Below are 26,167 nucleotides of genomic sequence, written 5' to 3'. Positions count from 1 at the left end.
CCTAAAATTCCCGTTCCGCAGAGAGCATACAATTCCTTATTTTTTGGTATAATTATTTTAAGGTACTTTTTTCTAGCCCCGATTGTAGTATTTGTCTGAGCTCATTTTTCTTATCAAAGAAAAATAGCGAGTACGGAAAGCGGGAAACAGCTTCTAAAAACTGTTTCAGATTATCGACACAAATGTTTCCAAAAGTATCAATAAATTGAAACTAAATCACCTAAAAACATTAAATTTGCATCTTATCATAAAAAGCAAAGCAATACATTACTTATGACATCACAAGAGATACGTCAAAAATTTTTAGATTATTTTAAAAGTAAAGACCACCTTATCGTTCCTTCTGCACCGATTGTGCTGAAAGACGATCCTACCCTGATGTTTTCCAACTCAGGAATGACGCAGTTTAAAGATTTTTTCTTAGGTTATAAAACACCTACTGCTCCAAGGATTGCCGACACACAAAAGTGTTTAAGGGTTTCCGGAAAACATAATGACCTGGATGATGTAGGTAGAGATACTTACCACCATACGATGTTCGAGATGTTGGGGAACTGGTCTTTTGGTGATTATTTTAAAAAAGATGCTATTGCTTTTGCCTGGGAATTGTTAACCGGAGTATACGGAATTCCGAAAGAAAATTTATACGTAACCATTTTTGAGGGAGATGCATCTGAAAATCTGGAAAGGGACCAGGATGCGTACGACTTCTGGAAGACCCATATTTCTGAAGACAGGATCATTAACGGAAATAAAAAAGATAATTTCTGGGAAATGGGGGAAAGCGGACCTTGCGGACCTTGTTCTGAAATTCATATCGACCTTAGAACTCCTGAAGAAAAAGCAAAAATTTCCGGACTTGAACTGGTGAATAATGATCACCCGCAGGTTGTTGAGGTCTGGAACCTGGTTTTCATGGAATTCAACAGAAAGGCTGATAAAAGCCTGGAAAAACTTCCGCAGCAGCATGTAGACACCGGAATGGGATTTGAGCGTCTTTGTATGGCGTTACAAGGTAAATCTTCGAACTACGACACCGATGTTTTCACGCCGCTTATTGCTAAAGTTGAGGAACTTTCAGGCAAGAAATACACAGGAATTTTAGAGGATGAAAAAGATATTGCCATCCGCGTGGTGGTAGACCATATCAGAGCAGTTTCTTTTGCTATTGCAGACGGACAGCTTCCTTCTAACGGAGGAGCCGGGTATGTGATCAGAAGAATTTTAAGAAGAGCAATTTCTTACTCTTATCGTTTTTTAGGAATGAAAGAACCTTTCCTTTTCGAATTGGTTGCTGTTCTTAAAGATCAGATGGGACCATTCTTCCCGGAGCTGGAAAAACAGGGAAATCTTGTTACGGAGGTTATCAAAAGCGAAGAAGAATCATTTTTAAAAACCATTGAAAGCGGTCTTGTACGCGTTGAAAGACTGATTCAGCAAACCATTTCGGATGGTTCGAAGGTGCTGCCTTCTGTAGAAGTTTTTGAACTGTATGATACTTATGGTTTCCCGGATGATCTGACAAGAATTATTGCGGAAGAAAAGGGATTGACCATCGATGAGGTGGGTTTCCAGGCAGAAATGGAGAAACAAAAACAGCGTTCTAAGAAAGACTCTGCTTCTAAAGTATATGACTGGGTGGTTCTGGAAGAAAAGCCGGAAACTTTTGTAGGCTATGACCAGCTTGAAGCTGAAACCTATATTACCCGATACAGAAAGGTAGAAAATAAAGACGGGGAATTCTATCAGGTAGTTCTTAGCAACTCTCCTTTCTACCCTGAAGGAGGTGGACAGGTTGGTGATAAAGGAGTCCTGGAAAATGCTGCGGAAAGCTTTGAAGTATTGGAAACGAAAAAGGAAAACGGATTGATCATTTCATTGATCAATGGTCTTCCAAAAGATGCAGGAGCTGTTTTCTATGCTAAAGTAAATGCTACGGAAAGGAAGAATTCTCAGGCCAATCACTCGGTTACCCACCTTCTGCATGAAGCACTAAGAGAAGTTCTGGGAACTCATGTGGAGCAGAAAGGTTCTTATGTAGGACCTGATTATTTGCGTTTCGACTTCTCTCATTTCAATAAGATGACGGAAGAAGAACTTGCTTTGATCGAAGAAAAGGTAAACCAAAAGATCAAAGACAGCATTGCTCTGCAGGAATTCAGAAACATTCCGATCCAGGAGGCTATAGACAAAGGAGCTATGGCTTTGTTTGGTGAAAAATACGGAGATAATGTAAGAATGATCCAGTTTGGAAGTTCAAAGGAATTATGTGGTGGAACCCATGTTAAGAACACCAGCGAAATCGGTCATTTTAAAATCACTTCGGAAAACTCTGCTGCTGCAGGGATCAGAAGAATTGAAGCAATTTCAGGAGATAAATCTGCCGAATATTTCAAAAATATAGAACAGCAGATCACCGAGCTTTCTCAGCTGCTGAAATCAAAAGATGTAGTACGATCTATTGAAAAGCTGATTGAAGAAAATGCCTCATTGAAATCTGAGGTTGAAGCATTGAAGAAGGAAAAAGCAAAAGGAGAAATCGGAGACTGGAAGAATGCTTATGAGCAAAAAGGAGATAAGCAGCTATTGGTTAAGAAGACCTCATTGGATGCAGGCTCTGTAAAAGACATTATCTTCCAGCTAAAAAAAGAAATCCCAACATCGATAACCATTGTACTTTCCAATGCTGATGACAAACCGATGATCACCGTAGGAGTTTCTGACGATCTGGCTTCTAGCTATCAGGCTGGAGCTATTGTAAAGGAACTGGCAAAAGAGATCCAAGGTGGCGGTGGTGGAAACCCGGGCTTTGCTACTGCGGGTGGAAAAAACCTCGCCGGTTTAGAAAATGCTTATCAGAAAGCCTTAAATATTTAAATAACAATATTTTAACAATAACAATAAAAACTTCCAAAAATTTTGGAAGTTTTTATTTTGCCTTGATCCATATAAGCTAATTTACTTGCATTTCTATTAAAACAACCAATCAACAACAGATTGAAAATTATATCAATAACGCTTATAAAAGTTTTTCATGATCAGAAATATCACTAATTTTGATTCACATTTATTTCATGAAAAGGGTTTTATTTATTATATTTTTCTGGACTTGTATTTTTGGTTATTCGCAATCAAAAATCAAAGTCATCGATGAGATAGACAAAACCCCTGTCCTCAATGCTAAAATCTTCTGTAATGATAAACTCCTTGGACAAACAGACTCCCGGGGAATTTTTGAATTCAAAACCAAATGCAACAGCATAGAAATCCGGGCAGATTATTATCAGAATGAAATTGCGTTGGTAGAAGAAAATATGGAGGTATCGCTCCTTAAAACTTCCTCAAAAACCACTGCTATTGAAACCGTCATCCTTCAGGACAAAAGTGATCCGAGAGCCCTGGAGATTCTGAATAAGGTTAATAAATATTTTAAAGAAAACTCTCCCAAAAGTCTGAGCTCATACACGTATAAATCGTATGAAAAAGTATCTTTAGACATTGACGAAGATAGTATAACTCAGTTTAATCAGTTTTTTAACGATACTAATTTCTTCAAAAAGAAAAGAGAGAAGGATTCTTTAAACAATATTTCCGCTAAAAAAATCTTTTCAAAAAGCAAACTTTTTCTTTGGGAAAGAGCTCAGGAGTTTTTGTATTCAAAAAAATATGGAGAAAAGATCAATATTTTAGATAACAGGATTTCGGGTCTTAAGCAACCTATCTATGAAATGATTGCTCTCCAGCAAAGTAACAGGGACCGAATTCCGAATCAGGTTAAACAGGAAAACAGAGGTTTATACCGTTATTTTCTTACCGATACCCTAGAGCTGGACGGACGGAAAAACTTTGTGATCCGTTTCCGTGAAGTGAATTATAAAAAGTCCGACAAAAAAAGAAAGTTCAACGGAACGATCTATATAGATACCGAGACCTATGGTATTAAAAAGATCGAAAACATCAGTAAAAATAAAAACGACGGAATTATTACCAGCACCTGGGTGTTTTATAATAACAAATGGTTCCTTGCTCATGAAAAGGTAAAACTACGAATGAGTAAAATGGCCGTTAAGGACGACAGTAAAGACCATTCTGAAGATACCGCTGAAAAAAAAGGGAGAAACAGTTTTGGCACCTACGCTTTCCTTACCTCAAGGTATTTTGATTTCAAGTCCCCTATTGAAGAAAACGCCAAAGATTTTAAGGGTTATACCTTTTCTGTAAAAAATGCGGACGGGACATCTCTTGACCAGTACAGAACGGATCCGCTAACGGAAAGGGAAAGAAATACCTATACAACTATAGACAGCCTTGGAAAGATCTACAATATCGATAATAAAGCTAAAATACTGACAGGGCTTATCAATGGGCAGATAAGGGTTGGTATCGTTGACTTTGCGGTAGATGAAATTGTGAACTACAACCTCTATGAGGGATTCAGGCTTGGCTTAAAAGCTAAACTGAATGAAACTTTTAATCCTTATTTTTCTCCGGATTATTATTTCGCCTATGGGTTCAAAGATGATAAATGGAAGTACGGAATCGGCCTGGACATGAAAACAACCCTGGAAAAGAATTCGTTTTTCAGAATAGAATATTATAATGATGTAACTGCATCTGGGGAATTTTACAGAAGACTCTGGAACTTTAAGATGAGAATGATGAACTATGGAAATAACCTTAATAATGACAGGTATTACCATTTCCGCGGGGCTTCTTTGTCTTATCTTAATGATATCACTAACGGACTTACCCTGGTTTTTGCGGCAAGGAGAAATTTTGAGCAGGCTATGTTTGATTACCAGTTCCGAAACAGTGGTCCTTCGTTTGAAAACTTCAATACACTATTTACTTTGAAGTTCTCACCTAATTCCACCAATATTATGACCCCACAGGGCAAGTCTCTTATTGATCAGAAGTACCCTGAACTTTATTTCAATTATGAACAGAGCTACAAAGTATTGGGTGGTGATTTTAATTATACCCGTTTTGATGCACTTTTTGTTCATAATTTTAAAACGGTTTTAGGAACTACCGGTGTAAGGCTCTATGGAGGGATCGTTCTGGGTGAAGCTCCGATCTGGAAAAATTTCACGATGAACGGACTGGCTTCTCCGGGAAGAGATATTAATTTTAACCTTACCTCCTACCTTGGATTTGCAACATTAGAGGGAGGAAAGTATTATAATGATAAATTTATTGCCTATTATTTCACCCATAAGCTTCCGCTATACCTGAAGAGTATCGGACAAAATGTATCAAGTTTTGATTTTGTTCTTAGAGGAACCATTGGAGATATGAAACATCCGGAATATCATGATTTCAAATTCAGAAAGCTGGATCACCTGTATCAGGAAGTAGGTGTGGAATGGAATAACTTCCTTTCAAGTTATTTTAATCTTGGCGTATTTTATAGAGTAGGATATTATACCACCTCTAATTTTAAGCAAAATTTTGCCATACAGTTTAAATTAAAATTATTGGAATTTTAACAATCAGAACATGAAAAAAATAGAAATAAAAGCGGACGATTTTTTTGACCTTTTACGGTTAAAGGACGTTTCCATGTGGGAAATATTCCTGCAGATGATTGATGGTGAAGAGAAGGAAATTATTTTCATCGATCGCGAAGAAAAGATTCTCTTCAATTATATTTTACCTGCTGACAAAGAAAAACTGGAAGAAGACCGGAAAGAGTTTTCCAAACAGTTCTCGGAAAAGCTGTCCTATCTTAATTAATTTGTTCACCCTATGAATAAAAATTATTTTCTATCAATTATCGGCGTATTTGCTATCTTTTTAGCCCATGCCCAAAGCTATAAAAAGCCTTTAGTATCTGCAATCAAAGAATCAGATCTTAAAAAAGATATGTATGAAATGGCTGCTGATCAGTTCTGGGGGCGTGAAGCAGGAACGTTAAATGAGTTAAAAGTCTCGATGTGGCTGGCAGATAAGGCGAAAGAGTCCGGGATGTCTCCGGCAGGAGAAAATGGCACTTTTTTTCAGTATTTTGATATGTACAGGCATCAGGTAATTCCGCAAAGCAGCGTAAAACTGGGTGAAAATACATTAAGATTATGGAAAGATTTTCTTGTTGCAGAACCTGTAAATGCTCATCTGGAAACTGATGTTGTGTACGCCGGAAATACCGAACCTGAGGATCTATCTAAATTGAATCTTAAAGGAAAAGTACTGGCCGTAAACGCTTCCGATAAAAATATTGAAAAGGAAATGACCCTTTTTGTAAGAAGATATCCCGGATTTGTAAGAACAAAATACTATAATACGGCACTAAATCTTGGCGCTAAAGCCATTATTTTCATCACAGATGATACTTCTGAAAAAAGTTGGGCAGAAGTTCTTCCGCAAATGACAAGAGGATCGTATGGCGTAGAGGGATTAAGAGAAAGCATTACAAACAATATCCCTGTTTTGTGGATCAAAAGAGAAAATGCCGGCTGGCTAAAAAACAACCCTAAAGTGTCTATCAACCTGATCACAGAAACCTATAAATATCCATCTGTAAACGTTATCGGAAAAATTGAAGGAACAGATCCCAAGTTAAAAAATGAATATGTTCTGATCAGCGGACATCAGGATCATGACGGGATAAGACATCCGGTTAAAAATGATACCATTTACAACGGTGCAGATGATAACGCGAGTACCTGTGTAGCTATGCTTGCTATGGCAAGAGCTTACAAAAAACAACCCGGAAAAAGAAGTATTCTTTTTGTTTTTCATGGTGCCGAAGAAAGAGGACTTTTGGGGTCAAGATGGCATGCAGCCCATCCTGTAGTTCCTAAAGAACAGATCGTTGCAGTATTGAATGGCGATATGATCGGCAGAAACAGCAATGAAGAAGCAGCTCTGTTAGGAGGAAATGCTCCGCATAAAAATTCTGAAGAATTGGTAAAAATGGCTGAAGAAGCCAATAACGAAAGTACGAAATTCAGATACCTTAAAGACTGGGATTCTCCTAATCATGCTGAATATTTTTACTTCAGAAGTGATCATTTACCGTACGCAAAACTAGGAATCCCTGCTATATTTTTTACCAGTGTTTTACATGAGCAGTACCATACTCCACAGGATGAGTCTGAGAACATCAATTACAAAAAGTTATACAAAATGACGGAATGGATGTACAGAACTTCATGGAAAGTAGCTAATGAAAGTGATCGTCCGAAAGTGATCCCGAACTTTACATTAGAGAGATAAAATATGATTGGTTTACCATTTAAAACTATGCGTTGATTCTTTTTAGCGCATAGTTTTTTTTAGCCTATTTATCATTTTTCTTGCAAAAAGATCTCCACTGTTTTTTTAGCTTCGGCAACATCGTGCACCCTGAGAATTTTTGCCCCTTGTTTTAAAACTTTCATGTGAAGTTTTTGGGTTTCTTCATTAATATCCAATGGGGTTTTACCTAGAGGTTTGTAAATAAAAGATTTTCTGGAAATACCAATCAACAGAGGAAATCGTCCAAATTCCAGATACTCCACTTCTCCTATTAATTTCATCTGATCTTCCACCGTTTTTCCAAAACCAAAACCGGGATCCAGAATAATATCCCTCACTCCTTTCTGTAAAAGCTCATGGGTCTTTTCACTAAAATACCGGTTCACCTCTAATGTAATATCCTCAAATTTTGTTTTGTCATGCATCCTCTCATAGGAAGGATTTATATGCATCAGAATATAAGGAAGTCCTGTTCCTGAAACAATATCGAACATATTATGATCAAATTGTCCTCCTGAAATATCGTTAATGAGGTCAATTCCTTCATCAAAACCAAACTTCACCGTTTCCGAATAGAAGGTATCCAATGAGATCAATGCTTCAGGAAATTCTTTTTTGATCTGAGAAATCAGCTTTCCGATCCTTCGGATCTCTTCTTTGCTCGTAAGAAATTCAGCGTGAGGACGCGTAGACTGGGGTCCGATATCAATGATTTCCGCTCCTTCTTTCAGTAATTTCTCCGTGTGCTCCAGTGCGGTCTTTTCATCGTTAAACTTCCCTCCATCAGAGAAAGAATCCGGTGTAAGATTTAAAATTCCCATAATTTTTGGAATCGTTAAATCTACTATTCTTCCATTGCAGTTGATAGAGTGAAAAGGTTTATGAGTTGGGGAGTTGGAGAGCATGAGAGTTTGAGGGTTTTTAAGGTTGGGGAGTTGGAGTGTTTGAGCGTGTGAGCGTATGAGTATGAGGGTTTGTGAGTGATAAAGGTTATGATGTACTAGTGGTGAATTTTAATAATGCAAAGCTAAGGAGTAAAAGTAATATGAGCAAGGTTATTTGATAAGCAATGGGCACCAGATCATAAGCAATTTGGCAATGTATTCTCCACTTAGTATTTACAATCTTTTCATCCCCAACTCTCATACTCTTCAACCCCACCACCCTCTTACGCTCAAACCCTCCAACCATCCAGCTCCCCAACCCTCAAACCCTCAAACCTAAAAGCATTTCTGCTCAAAATCACACTCCAATTCCCACAACCTAATACGTATTTTTGTATATTTGGGCTATTAAGAGAATTTATGTTAAAAACTTCAGTACAGTTCGGGAAAGTTATCAATCAATGTCGTGATCTTTTCAGTAAAAAATTACAGGATTACGGCGCAGCATGGAGGGTTCTAAGACCAAGTTCAATTACAGATCAGATCTATATTAAAGTGAACAGAATCCGGACCCTGCAGATGACGGATAAAAAAATGGTTGAGGAAAGTGAAGAAGACGAATTTATTGCGATCGTCAACTATTCGATTATCGGACTTATTCAGCTTGAAAAAGGTCTTTCCAACGATTTCAATGAAAATAATGATGAGATTTTAAGCCTTTATGACAAATATGCATCTGAAGCTCAGGCTCTGATGGAAAGAAAAAATCATGATTATGGCGAAGCATGGAGAGATATGAGAATTTCTTCCATAACAGATCTTATTTACCAGAAGGTCCTGAGAACAAAACAGATCGAGGATAACCAGGGAAAAACGATCGTTTCCGAAGGCCTGGATGCCAACTATTTTGATATGCTGAATTATGCTGTTTTCTGTCTGATCAAATTCTCTGAAAAAGAAAACAATTTCGAACCTAAAACTATTTAAAATGATCAAAGGTGTACTTCGTTTTATTATTGCAGTTATTTTTATCCTGTCCGGGTTTGTAAAAGCTGTGGATCTGGTAGGTTTTTCCTTTAAAATGGAAGAATACTTTTCCCCCGCAGTTTTCAACATGCCATTTTTCGAAAAATTTGCTTTGCTGTTTTCAGTTATTGTGGTGGTACTGGAGCTTTTCCTTGGATTTATGCTTTTAATAAAATTAAGACTGAAATTCACCTTATCCATGCTCATTGCCCTTTGTGTTTTCTTTGGGTTCCTTACTTTTTATTCAGCTTATTTCAATGTTGTAACCGATTGTGGATGCTTTGGAGATGCAATAAAATTTACGCCATGGCAGAGTTTCTTTAAAGACGTTGTTCTGCTGATCGGACTGATTATTTTATTTGTTCTGTACAGAAAAGAATTCGCCCGGAAAGACGAATACAGCAGCACAACGAAAACACCTACGGCCAAGTACAAATATTTCCTTTTGGGAGCTTTTGGTCTTGTAATGGTCTACATAATGGCACAGGGAATTATGCACGAGCCTCTCATCGATTTCCGCGATTATAAAATCGGTACGGATATTAAAGCAGAAAAAGATAAAATCAGTAAAAACCCGTCGGAATATAAAACCTTCTACACTCTTAAAAATCAAAAAACCGGGGAGGTTTTAAAGGTAAATCAGGATGATTACATCAAAGAAACAAAATATTGGGCTGACGGTTCTCCATGGAAGATTGAAGAAGGAAAAAACGAATCTGTCATCGTAAAAGAAGGCTACAAGTCTGAGATTGTAAAATTTAAAATTGAAGATCCTACCGGCCTTGAGGTTACTGATGAGATTATTAAAGCTCCAAAGGCTGTTTTGGTATTTTCTTATCACCCTAAAGAGCTTTCTCAGGAATTGATCCAGAAGGTTGAAGCTAAGGTAAATGCCCAGAAAGGTGCAGTTATCTATGGTGTCTCTACGGATCCGAACACATTTAAAACCATTAAAAATGCAATGATGGATGGAACTGCCATTAAAACCATTGCCAGAAGCAACCCGTTTGTCCTGATATTACAGAACGGAAAAATTGTAGACAAACAGCCTGCAAAAGATTATATTAAATAATAACGTATACATAATAGGAGTCAATTGACCCACTTTAAACACTAAACTTTTAATCAACTCATGCAAAAGTCAAATAAGCCAATCGCCGGTTACCATTTATTAATGATTCTTTCTTCCGTAGACGGAGAATTTGCCCCTGAAGAAGGAATGCTTGTACAGCAATATTTAGCTGATGAATTTCCGTTCAAAATGAATTTGGATAATGAACTGGAAACCATCGCCCTGCTTCAGCCTGAAGAATGGAAAGATCATTTTGAATTTCATGCCCGTTGTTTTTATGATGACTCTACGGAAGAAGAGCGCGTAAAATTTGCAGAATTTGCCAAAACACTTATAAAAGCTGATAACAAAGTAACGGATGAAGAACATACCTTCTATAAGCTTTTAAAGAATTTGTGGCATCTGAACTAGACACCTGCCCAAAAAACCAATATGAGTATGAAAAAATTATATCTAGGACTATTAATCATGAGTGCTTCTACCCTTCAATCTCAAAAATTCCCTGATCTTAAGGCTCCTGTTGCAGAGAAACAGGAACACATCAGAACGATACACGGTGATAAGGTAAATGATCCGTATTACTGGATGATCGATTACTTCAAAAAAGGAAAAGACTCCACAAAAGTTGTTGATTACCTGAAGGCGGAAAATTCCTATTGGGAAGGAATGATGAAGGATACGGAACCTTTCAGGGAAAAACTTTTCCAGGAAATGAAATCCAGGATCAAAGAAAAAGATGAATCGGTTCCCTCGTTCAAAAACGGATATTACTATTATACACGGACTGAAACGGGAAAACAGTATTTTAAATATTGCAGAAAGAAAGGTAGTCTTGAGGCACCTGAAGAAATACTCCTGGATGTGGACCAGCTTGCTGAGGGACACCCTTATTATTCAGCAGCAGGATTCAACATAAGCCCGGATAATACAAAACTGGTGTATGGTGTGGATGATGTTTCGAGACGGCAGTATAAATTGTTTTTAAAGGACCTTTCCACAGGAAAAACAACCGATCTGGGCATCAAAAATACCGAAGGTGAGGCAATATGGGCTAATGATAATAAAACCATTTATTATACTGAGAATAATCCCGTAACACTTTTGTCTGAAAAAATCAAGAGGCATAAACTCGGAACAGATCCTGGTAAAGATGTGGTGGTTTATGAAGAAAAGGATAAATCCAATTACATCGGGGTAGGAAAATCTAAAAATGAGAAGTTCATTATGATTTATTCTACTGCCACTACATCTTCCGAGACAAGATACCTGAATGCAGATGATCCTAATGGTACATTTAAAGTATTTCAGCCACGGATGAAGGATGTTTTATACGATGTAACACCATTAGAGAATAAATTCCTGATCACCACGAACAAAGATGCCCTTAATTTTAAAGTCGTGGAAACTCCCTTAACCAAAACAGGAGTTGAAAACTGGAAAGATTTTATTCCCCACAGAAAAGATGTTTTAATACAGGGCATTACGGAATTTAAAAATTACCTGGTTTTTAGCGAAAGGCAAAATGGGCTTTCCCAATTGGTCATTTATGACAGGAAAACCGGGAAAAAAGAGTTTGTAAAATTCGATGAACCTACTTATACCGTTTCTCCGGCAGGAAACCCGGAATACAATACGGACAATTTCCGTTTCGGATACACGTCTATGATTACGCCGCTTTCCCAGTTTGAACAAGATCTGAAAACAGGGAAAAGAACTCTTTTAAAGCAGCAGGAGATCTTAGGAGGCTACAATAAGGATAATTATGTAACAGAAAGACTTTTCGCTATCGCTAAAGACGGCACAAAAATACCTCTTTCAGTTGTGTACAAAAAAGGGTTAAAAAAGGACGGAAAAAATCCGCTGTTGCTCTATGCCTATGGTTCTTACGGAAATTCATCCAATGCCTCTTTCAGCATTACCCGATTAAGCCTTTTAGACAGAGGATTTGTCTTTGTGATGGCTCACATCCGTGGAGGTCAGGAGATGGGACGGCAGTGGTATGAAGATGGTAAAATGATGAAAAAGAAGAACACATTTACGGATTTCATCGATGCTGGAGAATATCTTGTAAAGGAAAAATTCACTTCTCCAAAGCATATGTATGCTCAGGGCGGAAGCGCCGGAGGCTTATTAATGGGAGCGATTGCCAATATGAGCCCGAATCTTTGGAATGGAGTTATTGCTCACGTTCCGTTTGTAGATGTGGTGAATACCATGCTTGATGAAAGCATCCCATTAACCACCAATGAATATGATGAATGGGGAAATCCCAATAATAAAGAGGCATATTTCTATATGAAATCCTATTCGCCTTATGAAAATGTAGAAAAGAAAAATTATCCCAATCTTCTGGTAACAACAGGATTGCATGACTCACAGGTACAGTATTTCGAGCCTGCAAAATGGGTGGCAAAATTACGGGATATGAAAACAGATAAAAATGTATTGTTTTTAAAAACTGATATGGCTTATGGTCACGGAGGTGCTTCTGGAAGATTCGACTACCTGAAGGATACTGCTTTGGTGTACGCCTTTATGTTTAAATTAGAAGGAATTAATCAATAATTTTATGAAAAAACTATTTGCCATATCCTTATTTTGTATTGGAATAGGATTAACAGCACAACAAAAAACCTACGATCCAAAGATGGTAGGATGTTATAAGGGTTCTGAACAAAACCAACAGATCGAAGGTTTCTCAAAGTACTGGGTTTCATGCAGGATGGAAAACGGAAAAAGCATGCTTTTATTTGTTGCTATTGATCAGGACGGTAACGTACAACAGGAAACTGAAAATGGCAGCTGGTGGACAGAATCCGGAAAATATTATGAACTTCATAACTATGATAAGGTGATTGATGTGTACAATTATGAAGTACTGGATAACGGTAATGTAAAGTTCCAATCAATTGAATTAATGGGTAAAAAAGATAACACCTACACATTTATAGACACTAAAATAAAAGAAGATTAAATAGTAAAATAATTATGAGAAGAAAGATCGTTGCAGGAAACTGGAAAATGAACAAAAATGTAATTGATGCTCAGCAATTAATGATTCAATTACTTAGTTATAAAAACAATAACCCGACGAATTGTGAGGTTTGGATCGCTCCTCCTTCATTGTATCTGATGATGGCAAAAGACATCTTTGAAAAGGATGAGATCGGAGTTTTTTCCCAGGATATGAGCGAGCATGAAAGCGGAGCCTATACAGGAGAGCTTTCTGCAGATATGCTGGAATCCATTGATGTGACCGGATCACTTATCGGACACTCTGAAAGAAGACAATACCACGGTGAAACAGATTCACATTGCAACAGAAAGGTTAAGTTAGCACTTGATAAAGGTTTAATTCCTGTATACTGCAATGGGGAAACACTTGAACAGAGAAAAGCAGGCCAGCACTTTGAAGTGGTAAAAAACCAGACTGAAGTGGCTTTATTTACCCTTTCCGCAGAGGAAATCAAAAAAGTAGTAATTGCTTACGAACCCGTTTGGGCAATCGGAACCGGTGAAACGGCTACACCTGAGCAAGCTCAGGAAATCCATGCACATATCAGAAGTATCATTGCTGCAAAGTATGGGCAAGAAGTTGCAGATGAAGTTTCGATCCTTTACGGAGGTTCAGTGAAGCCGGATAATGCTAAAGAGATTTTTTCCCAACCGGATATCGATGGTGGACTGATTGGCGGAGCTGCTTTAAAACTGGAGGATTTCTCTAAAATTATTGAGGCCTTTAATTAGTTAGATTTTAGATATTAGAGGTTAGAGGTTAGATGCTCTACTGAATCAATATCATAAAAATAAAAAGCGGCGGAATTGTATTCCGCCGCTTTTCTTTTAAAAATATGATTACTGAATATCGACTACATACATTGTTCCTTTATCTACTTTTCCTGTCTTAGGAAGAATCTTCGCTTTCGGGTTTCCGTTTCCATCATCGGTAACGCCAAAATCATCGTCATTGAAAACAGCCAGTTTATTTCCTCCCAGATAAACAATTCCTTCGAATTTGTCGTGTTCATATCCCAATTTAGCAACCAGATCCACAGCTAAAGTCTTGGAAACCGGCTTTAACCCGGCAGCATCAATCTCAGCCCATGTGGATTGTTCCAAAGCTTTATCATTAATCTTTAGCCCATCAACAGCCGCCAGATCGGGACCGGTAACATCTGATGCGCCGGAAAGATTAATTCTGTATACTTTCTTCAGTCCTCCCTGAGAACCGAATTTTCCGTCCCTTTCAATAACTAAAAACTCAGTATTACTGATCGCCGTGATATCACAAACGGAATCGGATGCTCCCCCATCCTGCTTATACAAATATTGTTTTGTCTGCCCGGTTGCAAGGTCAAACGTTACAATCCTTGTTAAAGTAGTATTGGTAGCGAGAGCTTTGGTAGGAACATACATGGTCGACTGCATCGTTCCCACCAGCATCTTTCCGTCAGGAGTCATACACATTCCTTCCATTCCCCGGTTAGGTCTTCTTTTTGCGAAAACGGCAGGCAATTTCCTGTTTCCTGTATTCACTCCAATAGGACTGATCCTTTCCATCTCCACCCCATCCGCATTATAATGAACGATGTGAGGTCCATATTCATCAGACACCCAAAACGTGCCGTCAGCAGCAGCTACAATACTCTCACTGTCCAATCCGTAATTATCAGTCCCCAATACATTTCCATTGACACCATAAGCAATTTCACCCGTACTTCCCATTCCCTGAGGGTTTGGAAGTCCTGTAATAGGTTGTCCCGAAGGATTTTTAAGCTTGATATACTTCAGTACTTCAATATTTCCATCAGAATTGATCTTAAAATGCATGATCGTGGGTGTATAGTTGGGAATGAGGAATTTAATTCCATTCTGATAAGCGGTATTGGGACCACGGTCCGTGATCACATAAAATTCTCCTTTACGGGTAGGATGGGCTGTTGCTCCGGAACCGAAACCACCATTAATTACAGCGACTCCATTGATCGTAGCAACCGTTGTAAAAGGAAATTCCTGTGGTAGTTTATTATAATTGATGTCCTGGTTATTTACCGTATCATCATTGTTGCATGACCATAAAGTTCCTAGGATAAGAGATGAAAGAAGAAGTTTTTTCATGATTACTTTTTATGGTTGCGAATGTAAACAGCGATTGTGAACTAATGTTGAATTGAATAATAATTGTATTTTAAATATGACTTAATTTCTTTATCTTGAAACAAAGGTTCAAGATTTAATATTTACTTCTCCCTCAGACAGTAGAATTTTCTTAACGTTTATAGGATTCATTTTTTTAACGTTTCCGGTTCCCAGGTCGCTGTCAAAAAATCAAAGATTTTTTTAAAACTTAAGTGTATTTTCTATACAGCATTCTGGTCCTTAAAAACAGCTAACGTGTTTAAAAACTTTTGTGACTTTTGTGGTTAAAAAAAAGACATATAGTGTTAGATTCCTTCACTTCATATGCGCTCCGTTCTCAAGTCGAAGATCAGACGTAGTTAATGACATAGGATTATTATAAAAAAAGAAAAGCGCACCTATCGGTGCGCTTTCATTAGTATTTAAAGAAACTTATTTTTTCTCTTTGGATCTCTGTAAAACCTCATCTACCATTCCGTAGTTTTTAGCTTCTTCAGAAGTCATCCAGTAATCCCTGTCAGAAGATTTTTCAACCCACTCATAAGTTTGTCCTGAATGCTCTGCAATGATATCGTAAAGCTCCTGCTTTAATTTCAACATCTCTCTCAGGTTGATCTCCATATCAGAAGCAACACCTTGTGCACCTCCTGAAGGCTGGTGGATCATTACCCTTGAATGCTTAAGTGCGGAGCGTTTTCCTTTTTCTCCGGCAACTAACAATACAGCTCCCATTGAAGCAGCAATACCTGTACAGATTGTCGCTACATCCGGTTTGATGATCTGCATCGTATCATAGATACCTAAACCTGCATATACACTACCACCAGGAGAGTTGATATAGATCTGAATATCCTTTGAAGGGTCAGCACTTTCAAGGAATAAAAGCTGTGCTGTTACGATATTAGCTACCTGGTCATCGATTCCGGTTCCAAGGAAAATAATCCTGTCCATCATCAAACGGGAGAAAACGTCCATCTGAGCAACGTTCAATCTTCTTTCCTCCATAATGTAAGGCGTAAGATTCGTTGGACCATACATCCCCATATACTGATCGGTAACCAAACCGCTGTTTCCTAAATGCTTTACAGAGAAATCTCTGAATTCTTTTTTAATGTCCATATTTCTATTGGTATTATTTTAAATTTTTCTGAAGTTTAAATTACAACTTTTATTCCTAAAATTTTATAGGACTTTTTGTCAGAAATGATTGGTGCCCCGCCAACAGTTTGTCTGAAAATTATCTTTTACTGTCTCTATAAATCCCTTTAATGGGTGAGTATTCGATAATATCATTGAGTTTCATTGACGCCTGTTTCAATAAGGTGATCTTTTTGATCAGTTCAAAATATTTTCCTTCATCTTTTCCACTGTATTGATCCAGCTCTTTAGCCGTTTCTTTGATCAGGTAGTCGATATACCGGTATTTATGCAGCAAGACGTCACCTTTAATCTGCTCTGCCACTTTATCCCCGTAATTGGGAGGATAAATATTCCGGGAAGCCCAGTTTTCAAGCTCATCCAATGGAATTAACGCATCTACTACCTTCGAGGTGATCTGCTCGTCCATAAAAGATACGAAAAAATTCCCGCTTCTCAGTTCATCCTGCTGGATGCCTTCTTTTACCTGATTAATGATGATCTCATTTCCTTTTACCAAAAATTGATATTGCTCTTCCTCAAAATGGTGCAGAATTTCTTCAATGACCGTGATCTGATACTCCTCATTATTAGCGTCCGTTCTTTTTAAAACAACATCTCCAAACATCAGCATATGATCTACAAGCTTACTCTCCATAAACAAGACATCATACAGAAAAGGATCCCCTTTATTCTCATCCGGAGGGACAATATCCATTTTAACGGGAACATTTTCTTTCTGCTGCTGAACATGCTGGTTCTGATTTTGGGTAATCTGCCTCTGAACATCCAGTTCATTAAACAAGCTCTGTTCGGAAAGTCCGAATTTATTGGAAACTTCTTTTAAGTAAACCTCTCTTTTCAAGGCATTCTGAACAAACCCTACGGATTTAACGATGTTCCTGATCGCTTCGGCCTTTTTAATAGGATCGCCTCCTGCTTCTTTTAAAAGAATTTCAGCTTTAAAATCAATAAAATCCATCGCCTCATTTTCGATGAATTTTTCCACATAGTCCTGCGGATGTTTTCTGGCAAAGGAATCCGGGTCATCTCCTTCAGGAAATAAAAGAACTCGGATATTCATTCCTTCTGTCAGCAACATATCAATACTCCGGAAACTGGCTTTAATTCCGGCATTATCTCCATCAAAGAGAATGGTTACATTTTCCGTTAGTCTTTTGATCAGTTTGATCTGTTCTGTCGTCAGGGAAGTTCCCGAGCTTGCCACCACATTTTCAATTCCGGAAAGATGAAGGGAAATCACGTCCATATATCCTTCCACCAAGAGACAGACGTTTTTCCTGGAAATAGCCTGCTTACTTTGGTTTAATCCATAAAGGACATTCGATTTATGATAGATCTCCGTTTCCGGGGAATTGAGGTATTTTGCTGTTTTTACATTATTCTTAAGGATCCTGGCACCAAAACCCAATACCCTTCCTGAGAAACTATGGATCGGAAAGATGACCCTTTCACGAAAACGGTCAATTCCATTCGGTGCATTTTCAGGAAAAATAGAGAGTCCTGATTTCTCCAGAATTTCTTTAGAATATCCTTTCTCTAAAGCATACGCCGTAAAGGCATTTTTCTTTTCAGGAGAATATCCCAGCTGGAATTTTTTTATGATATCATCTTTCAGCTCACGCTCCCTGAAATAAGCGAGTCCAATGGATTTTCCTTCTTCAGCCTCCCAAAGGAAATTCTGAAAGTAATCATTGGCCACTTCATGAATTTTATATAATAAATCCCTTTCAGACTGGGCATTTTTAGCTTCTTCAGAAAACTCGCGCTGATCTTCTTCAATTTCAATTCCGTATTTTTTGGCAGCATGGCGAAGCGCTTCGGGATAGGTGAAGTTTTCAATTTCCATGAGGAAGGAAATCGCAGTTCCTCCTTTTCCTGTAGAGAAATCCTTCCAGATCTGCTTACTCGGAGAAACGACAAAACTGGGAGATTTTTCTTCGTGGAAGGGACTGAGTCCTTTATAATTAGACCCTGCCCGTTTCAGCTGCACATATTCACCCACAATCTCTTCTACCCGGATCGTGGAGAATATCTTATCAATGGTCTGTTTGGAAATCATGGTGTAAAAGTATAATATTTCTATTGTAAAACAAAAAAATCCCCCTTCGTGAAATTCCTAAAATTGATAAAATTCGTGTTCGATCTAAATAAAATAATTAGGCTAAATTTGACAAATGAAAAATGACACCCGGATGAATGACAGAATGCCTGGTTGAACGCATTCTCAATAAAAGTTTCATGTATGGCTGAAGATTATAAAGCTTTTAATATCTACAAACCTGCCAACGGTTTTGTATGGACAAGGGAAAGAATAATTTATATTTTAATAGGTATCCCTTTCCTGACTGTTGCTTTTGTGCTTTATATACTCAAAGTTCCGGAAAAGGAAATTCCAGGCTGGTTCGCATGGATCATAGGAATACCTATGTTTATTGCCTTCATCGGAGGTTTTATTAATGTCTGGTTTCCGGAACAGCTAAAAGGTCGAATGGAAGGAAAACTTATTTTTGAAAAAGAAAAAATTACCGTCGACAATGAGGTTTTTTTGACGCAAAATCTAAAGTATGTGGAAATAGTACAAAATGATCATAAGGGAAGGTTCATTATCAGGAACGGTGCTGACGGTGCTTTTTCCCAAGGCTGCAATAATTATTTAAAAATCAGACTTTTGGATAATGAGGAAAGGAAAGTTCTGTTTCAGATAAAACAACCAGGAGAACTTTTACAAATATCCAATCAGCTTAACTTTTACATAGAACAGGGTTTAATGACCAAGGAAGCCCGAAACAATATATTAAACTATACATCATAAATGGAATTGAAAATCAATAAAATCGAAGACTGGCAGGCTGTAGTGGAAAAAATTATTCCTCAATTGCAGCACCCTATTCTTTTGCTAAAAGGAAACCTGGGAGCAGGAAAAACAACATTTACACAGTTTTTACTTAAAAACCTGGGAAGTGAGGATGAGGTAAGCTCTCCAACCTATTCTATTGTGAATGAGTACAGCAGTCCGAAAGGAAAAATTTTTCACTTTGATCTTTACCGTCTGAAAAATATTGACGAGGTGTATGATATCGGTATTGAGGAATATCTGGACAATGCTTATCTATGCATTATCGAATGGCCGGAAGTATATGAAGAAGAGCTGTACGGCCTGGAATATCACTCAATGAGCATTTTAAATACCGGTGAAAGCAGAGAAATCACTTTCGAGTAAATATTATGTATCTTTGCTTACTAAATTTGATTATAAAAACATTTATCTGTAAGACATAATTAATGTAAAGAATGAGTACTACAAATATTTTCACTCCTTTTACTGAAGAAGAATTGATGCCGAAAGAGGAAAAACTGGAAGTTATAAAGAAGGGTAAACAATTTAGTATTGGTGTTCCCAAAGAAACGTGTCTTCACGAAAGAAGAACCTGTATCACTCCTGATGCAGTGCAGGTATTGGTAGATCACGGCCACGAAATCATTATCGAATCGGGTGCCGGAGTAGGATCTTTTTTTACAGATTTACAGTACTCCGAATCAGGAGCAAAGATCACTACAGATCCCAAAGAAGCTTTCGGACAGGATTTGATTTTAAAGATCAACCCTCCTACTGAGGAAGAAATTGATTATATGAAGCCAAATACGTATCTGGTTTCTGCCCTTCAGATCAATTTAAGAGAGAAAGAATATTTCCTGAAGCTTGCTGAGAAAAAAATCAATGCAATCGCTTTCGAATTTATTATCGACGAATACAAGCAGCTTGCCCTGGTAAGACTGGTAGGTGAAATTGCCGGAACCGTTTCCATCCTGTATGCATCGGAATTGCTGGCTTTATCCAATGGCCTTATGCTGGGTGGAATTACAGGTGTGCGACCTTCGGAAGTCCTGATCCTTGGAGCAGGAATCGTGGGCGAATTTGCCACCAAAGCAGCTATCGGTTTAGGAGCTAGCGTAAGGGTTTTTGATAATTCCCTATCGAAACTACGCCGACTTCATACCATTGTAGACAGCCGTGTTCCTACTTCTATTATCGATCCTAAAGAGCTGGGTAAAGCTTTAAGACGTGCAGATGTTGTGATCGGAGCCCTTCCGAGATTGAATATGCAGCCGATCGTTACGGAAGATATGGTAATGAAAATGAAAAAAGGAAGTGTAATCATAGATATCACCATCGACAATGGTAAAGTGATCGAAACTTCGGAACTTACCACCATGGATGAGCCTTATATTATCAAACACGGAGTGATCCATTGCGGTCTTCCGAATCTTACGTCAAAAATGCCGAGAACGACAACAAAGGCTATTTCTAATTTCTTTTTATCCTACATTTTAAATTACGATGAGGAAGGTGGCTTTGAAAATATGCTGATCCGCAAAAATGAAATGAAGCAAAGTCTTTATATGTATAAAGGAAGACATACGAAAAAGATCATCTGCGACCGTTTCGGGCTTACTTATCATGATATCAATCTTTTAATTTTCTAATGAAAAAACTGAAGTTTTATTTAATCGGCCTTATTCCGGGGCTTATTATTGTATTTTTTATATTAAACAAAAAAGGGGCAAGCTGCTCGGGATATTTGCCCAACAGCCGTGTTATTGCTGAAACGCTTTCCAAGGATTTTAAGTATTCAGAGACATTCAGTAATGAAATGAAAACCTTAAAGATTGATGAAAAATTTCTGAAAGACAGTATTATCACCAAAGGAAAAGTAGATTTCGACCGCAGCCATGCTCAAAAAAAACCATGTCCGGAATATATACTGATCTATCCGGAAACCCATCCGACCTACGAGATCGGATATGAAAAATGTGAAGAAACGGTAACGCTGAACAGCCTTAAAAAACTGAAATAAGCAGGTATTATTTAAAGAAAACAACCATGGATGGCAATTATTACATGATTCATGATTATCTGATATTCATTGGAGTCTTTGCTATTTTCTTTTTTCTTACGGTAAGCATCTACCTGTTTGGCCAGAATAAAAAATTCAAACAACGAAATACCAAGCTGTCGGAAACGAATAAGCTGATTGAGCAGCGACTGAATGAAGTTCAGCTGGAACACATTGGTACCAAGCTGAATCCGCATCTGTTTAAAAATATCCTCAATTCCGTTCAGTCTCACGCTTACCAGACCTATATGTCCCTTGATAAGCTGGCGAACGTGCTGGATTATATCTTATACGAAAGCAATAATAAATTCGTAAGCCCGAAGGAAGAGCTCACTTTTGCCTTAAGCCTTATTGAAATCAATAAGATCAAGATCAACCCCCTTTTTGATTTCAGGATCAAATCCAGAATCGATAAATCCGACCGTATCTTTGAAGAGAAAGTATTTGCCCCGCTGATTTCTGTGGACCTGATAGAAAACGCTTTTAAACATACGGATTTTTTAGCCCAGGATTCTTTTATATCCATATATCTGGAGCTGGAAAACGGGATCTACACCATGAAGGTGATCAACAAGGCTTCGCTGAAAAACGTTCTGGAAAAAGAAAAAAGCGGATTCGGAAGCCAGTCCCTGGATCAAAGGCTGAAGATGATCTATAACACGCATTATCAGCTTCAAAAAAGTTCTAAAAACGGGATCTTCACAGCAGAATTACAAATTAATTTAGGAGAGTTCTATGATAAAGTGCGTTATTCTTGATGATGAATTGCTGGCGATAAGCTATTTAAAGCTTCTATGTGAACAGATTGATCATGTAGAGGTGGTAAAGGCTTTTAACGATCCTAAAATTTTCCTCAGCGAAATCCATTCCATTGACTGCAACGTATGCATCCTGGACATTGAAATGCCGGGAATGACGGGACTTCAGGTAGCAGAATTGATTTCAGATTCTAAAAAGATCATTTTCACGACAGCCTATAAAGAATATGCCGCCGAAGCGTTCGATCTTAATGTGGTGGATTATGTGCGTAAACCTATTAAAAAAGAAAGACTCATTCAGGCTTTTGAAAAGGCGAAGGAACTGGTCAACAGCCCGCAGAAGAAAGACTTTATCGAATGGAATACGAATATCGGGAAAACCATCATTTTCACAGAGCAGATTGCTTACATTAAAACCTCGGAGATCGACAGCCGCGATAAAGATATTATTCTCAACGACGGAACCAATATCGTCCTTAAAAACCTCAATTTTAAAAATCTTCTTGACATGCTTCCTGCTAAAGATTTCGCCCAGGTCAATAAAAAAGAGATCATCGCGTTGTCTTCCATCAAAGTATTTTCAACCAACGAGATCATTACCACAATTCCTGCGGAAGATGACAATTTCCTGAAACTTCAGATCGGAGATACCTATAAAAGCGCTCTGATGGAAATGTTCGGAAAATAGATCCTTCAAATGATCCGGTTTTCGCTGCAGAATTCAGGTCTTTCATTACAGGCTCCTTTTTACAATAATCAGTCCGTGTACTTTTGCCCCTGATTAAATGATTGATCATGAAAAGATTTTTTTATGCATGTGGAATTCTCATATCCGGATGTTGTTTTTCCCAGGAATCTACTTCTCAAGTGAAAGCCGCATTTTTTGACGGAGTGGCAGCAGCCGGATATGTGGATCATGGGGCTTTCATCAATTTTACGGGACCAAATATCAACATGACCTGGCGCCATACAAGATTTATTGTAGGAATGCTTCCTTCCCTACGGATCAGAGAAGATCGTTCAGAAGGGACAAAAAACAGCGCTATCACTCCTAATCTGGGTGTAGGATTTACTTTTGTCTACAAAAAGATAGCCCTTCAGGTTCCGGTGTACTATAATACCAAGACTTCGACACAAAATGGCAGCTGGAAAGTAGGAATTGGGCTTGGATATTCTTTAAAATAGATTTTTCATTACATTATTTATGGCATTTATTACATTTTACAAAAAATAATATCTGTCATCCATATATTCTTTAGAAATTTACACTAAAATAACGGATTATGAATTTGGGGAAATACAGAAATATTATTTTTTATGCAGTTACGATCGCTGTTTTCTCTTGCCTGATGTACTTCTTCATTATTGAAGGACAAACATTGGAGGTAAAAGAAAATCTTGTTGTAAAAACAAGTTCAGGATCTACCTGGGATAACTTTATAGAATCGTTTAAAGCCAACCTTCATCATCCATTGGCTTTACTGCTGGCACAAATCGTTACCATCATCCTGGTCGCCCGGTTATTCGGATGGATTTGCATGAAAATAAAGCAGCCGACGGTGATCGGAGAAATGATTGCCGGTATTGTTCTGGGACCTTCATTACTGGGAATGTACTTTCCGGAGTTTTCATCCTTTCTTTTTCCAAAAGAATCCCTTGGGAATTTACAGTTTTTAAGCCAGATCGGGCTGATCCTGTTCATGTATATCGTTGGTATGGAACTTGATCTTAGCGTCTTAAGAAAAAAGGCACATGATGCCGTAGTGATCAGCCACGCCAGTATCATTATTCCTTTTGCACTGGGTATCGGACTCTCCTATTTCATCTATCAGGAATTTGCACCGGATGGTATCCAGTTTACTTCTTTTGCCTTATTTATTGCTATTTCAATGAGCATTACCGCCTTTCCGGTACTGGCAAGGATCGTCCAGGAGAGAAATCTGCAGAAAACCAAACTGGGAACCATCGTTATCACCTGTGCCGCAGCAGATGATATTACCGCATGGTGTATCCTTGCAGCCGTGATCGCTATTGTAAAAGCGGGATCTTTTGCCAGTTCGATCTATGTGATCTTAATGGCTATAGGTTATGTCTTTTTTATGATCAAGATCGTAAGGCCGTTCCTCAAAAGGATCGGTGATCTGCAGGCAGGTAAAAACACCATCAACAAACCGATGGTCGCCATCTTTTTTTTAACGCTTATTCTTTCTGCATATGTAACGGAAGTGATCGGAATCCATGCCTTGTTCGGAGCTTTTATGGCTGGAGCTATTATGCCTGAGAACGCTAAATTCCGTACGATGTTCATCGATAAGATCGAAGATGTGGCCCTGGTTCTTTTACTTCCTTTATTCTTTGTATTTACAGGACTTCGGACACAGATCGGACTGCTCAATGACGGACACCTTTGGATGACAGCCGGATTTATAATTCTGATTGCTGTAGCCGGAAAATTTGCAGGAAGTGCTTTAGCTGCACGATTCCTCGGGATCAACTGGAAAGACAGCTTAACAATCGGTGCTTTGATGAATACCCGGGGATTAATGGAACTTATCGTTCTGAATATCGGATATGACCTCGGTGTTCTGGGTCCCGAAATTTTCGCCATGCTGGTGATCATGGCTTTGTTCACTACCTTTATGACCGGACCGGCACTGGATTTTTTCAATTATCTTTTTAAATCTAAAAAGGATGAAAATATCCCAAATGGGCATCATGATTCGAAATATCGTGTTTTGCTTTCCTTTGACAATCCTGAATCGGGAAGTACCTTATTAAAACTCGCCCATGATTTTACCAATAAAATGAATGGCAATAAGAGCATTACTGCCATGAATATTGCTCCTGTGGAGGAAATGCATGCCTATGACATCAATGAATACGAGAATGAGCAGTTTAAAAATGTAATCGAAACCTCCCACGACCTGAAACTTGAAGTCACTACCCTTTTCAAAGCATCTACGGATATTGAAAACGATCTTACCAGCATTTCAAACAAAGGAAACTACGACCTCCTTTTGATCATGCTTGGAAAATCGATGTATGAAGGAAGTCTACTAGGCAGGCTGCTGGGTTTCACCACGAAGATCATCAACCCGGAAAAACTCCTGAATACCGTAAAAGGAAAAGGATATATTTTCAACAACTCCCCTTTTGACGATTTTACTTTACAAATCCTTGATAAAACCAATATCCCGGTAGGAGTTCTGGTAGAAAAAGATTTCAAAAGTGCGGATAAAGTATTTGTTCCGATCTTCAACCTCAGCGATTTTTACCTGCTGGAATATGCCAAGAGACTGATCAACAATAATAATTCACAGATCATCATTCTGGATGTCGCAGGACAGATCCGGAATAATATCGAGGTGAAAGAACTCATCAGAAGCATTGAACAGGTTGCCCCTAATCATATCACCCTATATAACGAGAAAAAGATCGAAAAGGAGTTTTTAAATTCCCAGGATCTGATGCTCATCAGCAGTAAAAGCTGGAAAGGATTAATCGATACCAAAAGTATCTGGCTATCCGATATACCTTCTGCTCTTATTATATCCAATCCATAACAGGTTCGGTTAGCAACTGTATGGTTCGTACCTATAAAAAAGACCGGCTGTAGAGCCGGTCTTTTTTGTTTATTCGAAGTTAAAAATTTACCATTTTTGAGCCAGATACTCTTCTAATGGGGTATTCCAGAACCATGGAGGTGAGCAGAATTCTGTTAATTCGGAAAGGATATCCTGCATCCTTTCCTTATATATTAAATCACTTCCATAATCATCATGATCGTATTCAATATGTTTATTATTGACAAATTTTATAAAATCATCATTTAAGGTTAAGCCTTCATCTCTAAGTTGGTTTATCCCTATGAAGAAATTATGCGCTAATGTTCTAAAATCTTTGTTATCTAAAGTTGAAACTGTTTTAAAGTCTAACCTTTCAAATAAAACATTGAGTTGATCCCTCATCTTATCAAATTCCATCTTCTCGGAT

23 protein-coding genes are annotated in these 26,167 nt (G+C 38.1%); 18 read left to right on the top strand and 5 right to left on the bottom strand.

Annotated features, from left to right (window positions below; all coding sequences use genetic code 11):
- Positions 1–273: 273 nt before the first annotated feature.
- From alaS to ACNFU2_RS20710, 4 genes are all read left to right on the top strand, one after another.
- The gene (gene alaS, locus ACNFU2_RS20725) at positions 274–2,877 is read left to right on the top strand and encodes an alanine--tRNA ligase (RefSeq protein ID WP_418122993.1); all 2,604 of its coding nucleotides are present in this window, start codon (positions 274–276) and stop codon (positions 2,875–2,877) included.
- 197 nt (positions 2,878–3,074) lie between these two features.
- Positions 3,075–5,489: a hypothetical protein gene (locus ACNFU2_RS20720; RefSeq protein ID WP_418122991.1), complete on the top strand. Its 2,415-nt coding sequence runs from the start codon at positions 3,075–3,077 to the stop codon at positions 5,487–5,489.
- 10 nt (positions 5,490–5,499) lie between these two features.
- The gene (locus ACNFU2_RS20715) at positions 5,500–5,736 is read left to right on the top strand and encodes a hypothetical protein (protein WP_172277064.1); all 237 of its coding nucleotides are present in this window, start codon (positions 5,500–5,502) and stop codon (positions 5,734–5,736) included.
- Positions 5,737–5,748: 12 nt separating this feature from the next.
- A complete protein-coding gene (locus tag ACNFU2_RS20710) occupies positions 5,749–7,218 on the top strand; it encodes a M20/M25/M40 family metallo-hydrolase (RefSeq protein ID WP_273647319.1) in 1,470 nt (489 codons plus the stop codon).
- Positions 7,219–7,289: 71 nt separating this feature from the next.
- Here the strand turns inward: ACNFU2_RS20710 and folP are convergent, their stop codons facing one another.
- A complete protein-coding gene (gene folP, locus ACNFU2_RS20705; RefSeq protein WP_273647318.1) occupies positions 7,290–8,060 on the bottom strand; it encodes a dihydropteroate synthase in 771 nt (256 codons plus the stop codon).
- A 483-nt stretch (positions 8,061–8,543) separates the two neighbouring features.
- Here folP and ACNFU2_RS20700 point away from each other — a divergent pair, with 483 nt between their 5' ends.
- Genes ACNFU2_RS20700 through tpiA form a run of 6 tightly spaced genes read left to right on the top strand, consistent with a single transcriptional unit; the run spans position 8,544 to position 13,968 of the window.
- Positions 8,544–9,110: a DUF1599 domain-containing protein gene (locus ACNFU2_RS20700; protein ID WP_172277058.1), complete on the top strand. Its 567-nt coding sequence runs from the start codon at positions 8,544–8,546 to the stop codon at positions 9,108–9,110.
- Position 9,111: 1 nt separating this feature from the next.
- Complete coding sequence (locus ACNFU2_RS20695) at positions 9,112–10,221, top strand: BT_3928 family protein (RefSeq protein WP_273647317.1); 1,110 nt, start codon at positions 9,112–9,114, stop codon at positions 10,219–10,221.
- 60 nt (positions 10,222–10,281) lie between these two features.
- Positions 10,282–10,632, top strand: a complete 351-nt coding sequence (locus ACNFU2_RS20690) for a TerB family tellurite resistance protein (RefSeq protein ID WP_273647316.1) — start codon at positions 10,282–10,284, stop codon at positions 10,630–10,632.
- 27 nt (positions 10,633–10,659) lie between these two features.
- A complete protein-coding gene (locus ACNFU2_RS20685) occupies positions 10,660–12,786 on the top strand; it encodes a S9 family peptidase (protein ID WP_273647315.1) in 2,127 nt (708 codons plus the stop codon).
- A 4-nt stretch (positions 12,787–12,790) separates the two neighbouring features.
- Positions 12,791–13,195, top strand: coding sequence for a hypothetical protein (locus tag ACNFU2_RS20680; RefSeq protein WP_172277046.1), 405 nt, complete (start codon positions 12,791–12,793; stop codon positions 13,193–13,195).
- A 14-nt stretch (positions 13,196–13,209) separates the two neighbouring features.
- Positions 13,210–13,968: a triose-phosphate isomerase gene (tpiA, locus tag ACNFU2_RS20675; RefSeq protein WP_172277043.1), complete on the top strand. Its 759-nt coding sequence runs from the start codon at positions 13,210–13,212 to the stop codon at positions 13,966–13,968.
- 108 nt (positions 13,969–14,076) lie between these two features.
- On the opposite strand, the gene ACNFU2_RS20670 is transcribed toward tpiA, so the two are convergent.
- The 3 genes from ACNFU2_RS20670 to dnaG form a co-directional block, all read right to left on the bottom strand.
- Entirely contained in the window at positions 14,077–15,339 is a 1,263-nt protein-coding gene (locus ACNFU2_RS20670) for an esterase-like activity of phytase family protein (RefSeq protein WP_273647314.1), read from the bottom strand.
- Positions 15,340–15,792: 453 nt separating this feature from the next.
- Positions 15,793–16,479, bottom strand: a complete 687-nt coding sequence (gene clpP / locus ACNFU2_RS20665; RefSeq protein WP_007842699.1) for an ATP-dependent Clp endopeptidase proteolytic subunit ClpP — start codon at positions 16,477–16,479, stop codon at positions 15,793–15,795.
- Between the two features lie 118 nt (positions 16,480–16,597).
- The gene (dnaG, locus tag ACNFU2_RS20660; protein WP_273647313.1) at positions 16,598–18,580 is read right to left on the bottom strand and encodes a DNA primase; all 1,983 of its coding nucleotides are present in this window, start codon (positions 18,578–18,580) and stop codon (positions 16,598–16,600) included.
- A 183-nt stretch (positions 18,581–18,763) separates the two neighbouring features.
- Between dnaG and ACNFU2_RS20655 the strand changes: the two genes are divergently transcribed.
- From ACNFU2_RS20655 to ACNFU2_RS20620, 8 genes are all read left to right on the top strand, one after another.
- Positions 18,764–19,333 (top strand): hypothetical protein, encoded by a 570-nt coding sequence (locus tag ACNFU2_RS20655; protein WP_273647312.1) that lies wholly within the window; start codon positions 18,764–18,766, stop codon positions 19,331–19,333.
- The gene (gene tsaE / locus ACNFU2_RS20650) at positions 19,334–19,741 is read left to right on the top strand and encodes a tRNA (adenosine(37)-N6)-threonylcarbamoyltransferase complex ATPase subunit type 1 TsaE (RefSeq protein ID WP_172277031.1); all 408 of its coding nucleotides are present in this window, start codon (positions 19,334–19,336) and stop codon (positions 19,739–19,741) included.
- Between the two features lie 71 nt (positions 19,742–19,812).
- Positions 19,813–21,006 (top strand): alanine dehydrogenase, encoded by a 1,194-nt coding sequence (locus ACNFU2_RS20645; RefSeq protein WP_273647311.1) that lies wholly within the window; start codon positions 19,813–19,815, stop codon positions 21,004–21,006.
- A complete protein-coding gene (locus ACNFU2_RS20640; protein ID WP_172277025.1) occupies positions 21,006–21,377 on the top strand; it encodes a hypothetical protein in 372 nt (123 codons plus the stop codon). The genes ACNFU2_RS20645 and ACNFU2_RS20640 overlap by 1 nt, the downstream gene beginning before the upstream one ends.
- 26 nt (positions 21,378–21,403) lie before the next feature.
- Entirely contained in the window at positions 21,404–22,174 is a 771-nt protein-coding gene (locus tag ACNFU2_RS20635; protein WP_273647310.1) for a histidine kinase, read from the top strand.
- Positions 22,152–22,862 carry a LytR/AlgR family response regulator transcription factor gene (locus tag ACNFU2_RS20630; protein WP_273647309.1) on the top strand — a complete coding sequence of 237 codons (711 nt, stop codon included), beginning with the start codon at positions 22,152–22,154 and terminating at the stop codon, positions 22,860–22,862. Before ACNFU2_RS20635 ends, ACNFU2_RS20630 begins: the two co-directional genes overlap by 23 nt.
- Before the next feature lie 107 nt (positions 22,863–22,969).
- Positions 22,970–23,359, top strand: a complete 390-nt coding sequence (locus ACNFU2_RS20625) for a hypothetical protein (protein ID WP_306611263.1) — start codon at positions 22,970–22,972, stop codon at positions 23,357–23,359.
- Positions 23,360–23,463: 104 nt separating this feature from the next.
- Entirely contained in the window at positions 23,464–25,737 is a 2,274-nt protein-coding gene (locus tag ACNFU2_RS20620) for a cation:proton antiporter (RefSeq protein ID WP_172278308.1), read from the top strand.
- 87 nt (positions 25,738–25,824) lie between these two features.
- Here ACNFU2_RS20620 and ACNFU2_RS20615 read toward each other — a convergent pair whose 3' ends face one another.
- Positions 25,825–26,157 carry a hypothetical protein gene (locus tag ACNFU2_RS20615; RefSeq protein ID WP_273647307.1) on the bottom strand — a complete coding sequence of 111 codons (333 nt, stop codon included), beginning with the start codon at positions 26,155–26,157 and terminating at the stop codon, positions 25,825–25,827.
- Positions 26,158–26,167: the final 10 nt, after the last annotated feature.

This window comes from Chryseobacterium sp. PTM-20240506 (assembly GCF_048296755.1).
Classification (GTDB): Bacteria; Bacteroidota; Bacteroidia; order Flavobacteriales; family Weeksellaceae; genus Chryseobacterium; species Chryseobacterium proteolyticum.
The sequence above is the reverse complement of the archived record's forward strand: the minus strand, read 5'-3'. Positions and strand labels throughout refer to the sequence as shown.

What these genes read in the sequence shown, in the direction of transcription:
- ACNFU2_RS20685 (WP_273647315.1), top strand. Translation starts at nt 10,660, where the DNA reads ATGAAAAAATTATATCTAGGACTATTAATCATGAGTGCTTCTACCCTT.
- ACNFU2_RS20715 (WP_172277064.1), top strand. Translation starts at nt 5,500, where the DNA reads ATGAAAAAAATAGAAATAAAAGCGGACGATTTTTTTGACCTTTTACGG.
- tpiA (WP_172277043.1), top strand. Translation starts at nt 13,210, where the DNA reads ATGAGAAGAAAGATCGTTGCAGGAAACTGGAAAATGAACAAAAATGTA.
- ACNFU2_RS20670 (WP_273647314.1), bottom strand. Translation starts at nt 15,339, where the DNA reads ATGAAAAAACTTCTTCTTTCATCTCTTATCCTAGGAACTTTATGGTCA.
- ACNFU2_RS20700 (WP_172277058.1), top strand. Translation starts at nt 8,544, where the DNA reads ATGTTAAAAACTTCAGTACAGTTCGGGAAAGTTATCAATCAATGTCGT.
- tsaE (WP_172277031.1), top strand. Translation starts at nt 19,334, where the DNA reads ATGGAATTGAAAATCAATAAAATCGAAGACTGGCAGGCTGTAGTGGAA.
- ACNFU2_RS20645 (WP_273647311.1), top strand. Translation starts at nt 19,813, where the DNA reads ATGAGTACTACAAATATTTTCACTCCTTTTACTGAAGAAGAATTGATG.
- ACNFU2_RS20655 (WP_273647312.1), top strand. Translation starts at nt 18,764, where the DNA reads ATGGCTGAAGATTATAAAGCTTTTAATATCTACAAACCTGCCAACGGT.
- clpP (WP_007842699.1), bottom strand. Translation starts at nt 16,479, where the DNA reads ATGGACATTAAAAAAGAATTCAGAGATTTCTCTGTAAAGCATTTAGGA.
- ACNFU2_RS20625 (WP_306611263.1), top strand. Translation starts at nt 22,970, where the DNA reads ATGAAAAGATTTTTTTATGCATGTGGAATTCTCATATCCGGATGTTGT.
- ACNFU2_RS20640 (WP_172277025.1), top strand. Translation starts at nt 21,006, where the DNA reads ATGAAAAAACTGAAGTTTTATTTAATCGGCCTTATTCCGGGGCTTATT.
- ACNFU2_RS20635 (WP_273647310.1), top strand. Translation starts at nt 21,404, where the DNA reads ATGGATGGCAATTATTACATGATTCATGATTATCTGATATTCATTGGA.
- ACNFU2_RS20720 (WP_418122991.1), top strand. Translation starts at nt 3,075, where the DNA reads ATGAAAAGGGTTTTATTTATTATATTTTTCTGGACTTGTATTTTTGGT.
- alaS (WP_418122993.1), top strand. Translation starts at nt 274, where the DNA reads ATGACATCACAAGAGATACGTCAAAAATTTTTAGATTATTTTAAAAGT.
- ACNFU2_RS20630 (WP_273647309.1), top strand. Translation starts at nt 22,152, where the DNA reads ATGATAAAGTGCGTTATTCTTGATGATGAATTGCTGGCGATAAGCTAT.
- ACNFU2_RS20680 (WP_172277046.1), top strand. Translation starts at nt 12,791, where the DNA reads ATGAAAAAACTATTTGCCATATCCTTATTTTGTATTGGAATAGGATTA.
- ACNFU2_RS20615 (WP_273647307.1), bottom strand. Translation starts at nt 26,157, where the DNA reads ATGGAATTTGATAAGATGAGGGATCAACTCAATGTTTTATTTGAAAGG.
- ACNFU2_RS20695 (WP_273647317.1), top strand. Translation starts at nt 9,112, where the DNA reads ATGATCAAAGGTGTACTTCGTTTTATTATTGCAGTTATTTTTATCCTG.
- folP (WP_273647318.1), bottom strand. Translation starts at nt 8,060, where the DNA reads ATGGGAATTTTAAATCTTACACCGGATTCTTTCTCTGATGGAGGGAAG.
- ACNFU2_RS20690 (WP_273647316.1), top strand. Translation starts at nt 10,282, where the DNA reads ATGCAAAAGTCAAATAAGCCAATCGCCGGTTACCATTTATTAATGATT.
- ACNFU2_RS20710 (WP_273647319.1), top strand. Translation starts at nt 5,749, where the DNA reads ATGAATAAAAATTATTTTCTATCAATTATCGGCGTATTTGCTATCTTT.
- dnaG (WP_273647313.1), bottom strand. Translation starts at nt 18,580, where the DNA reads ATGATTTCCAAACAGACCATTGATAAGATATTCTCCACGATCCGGGTA.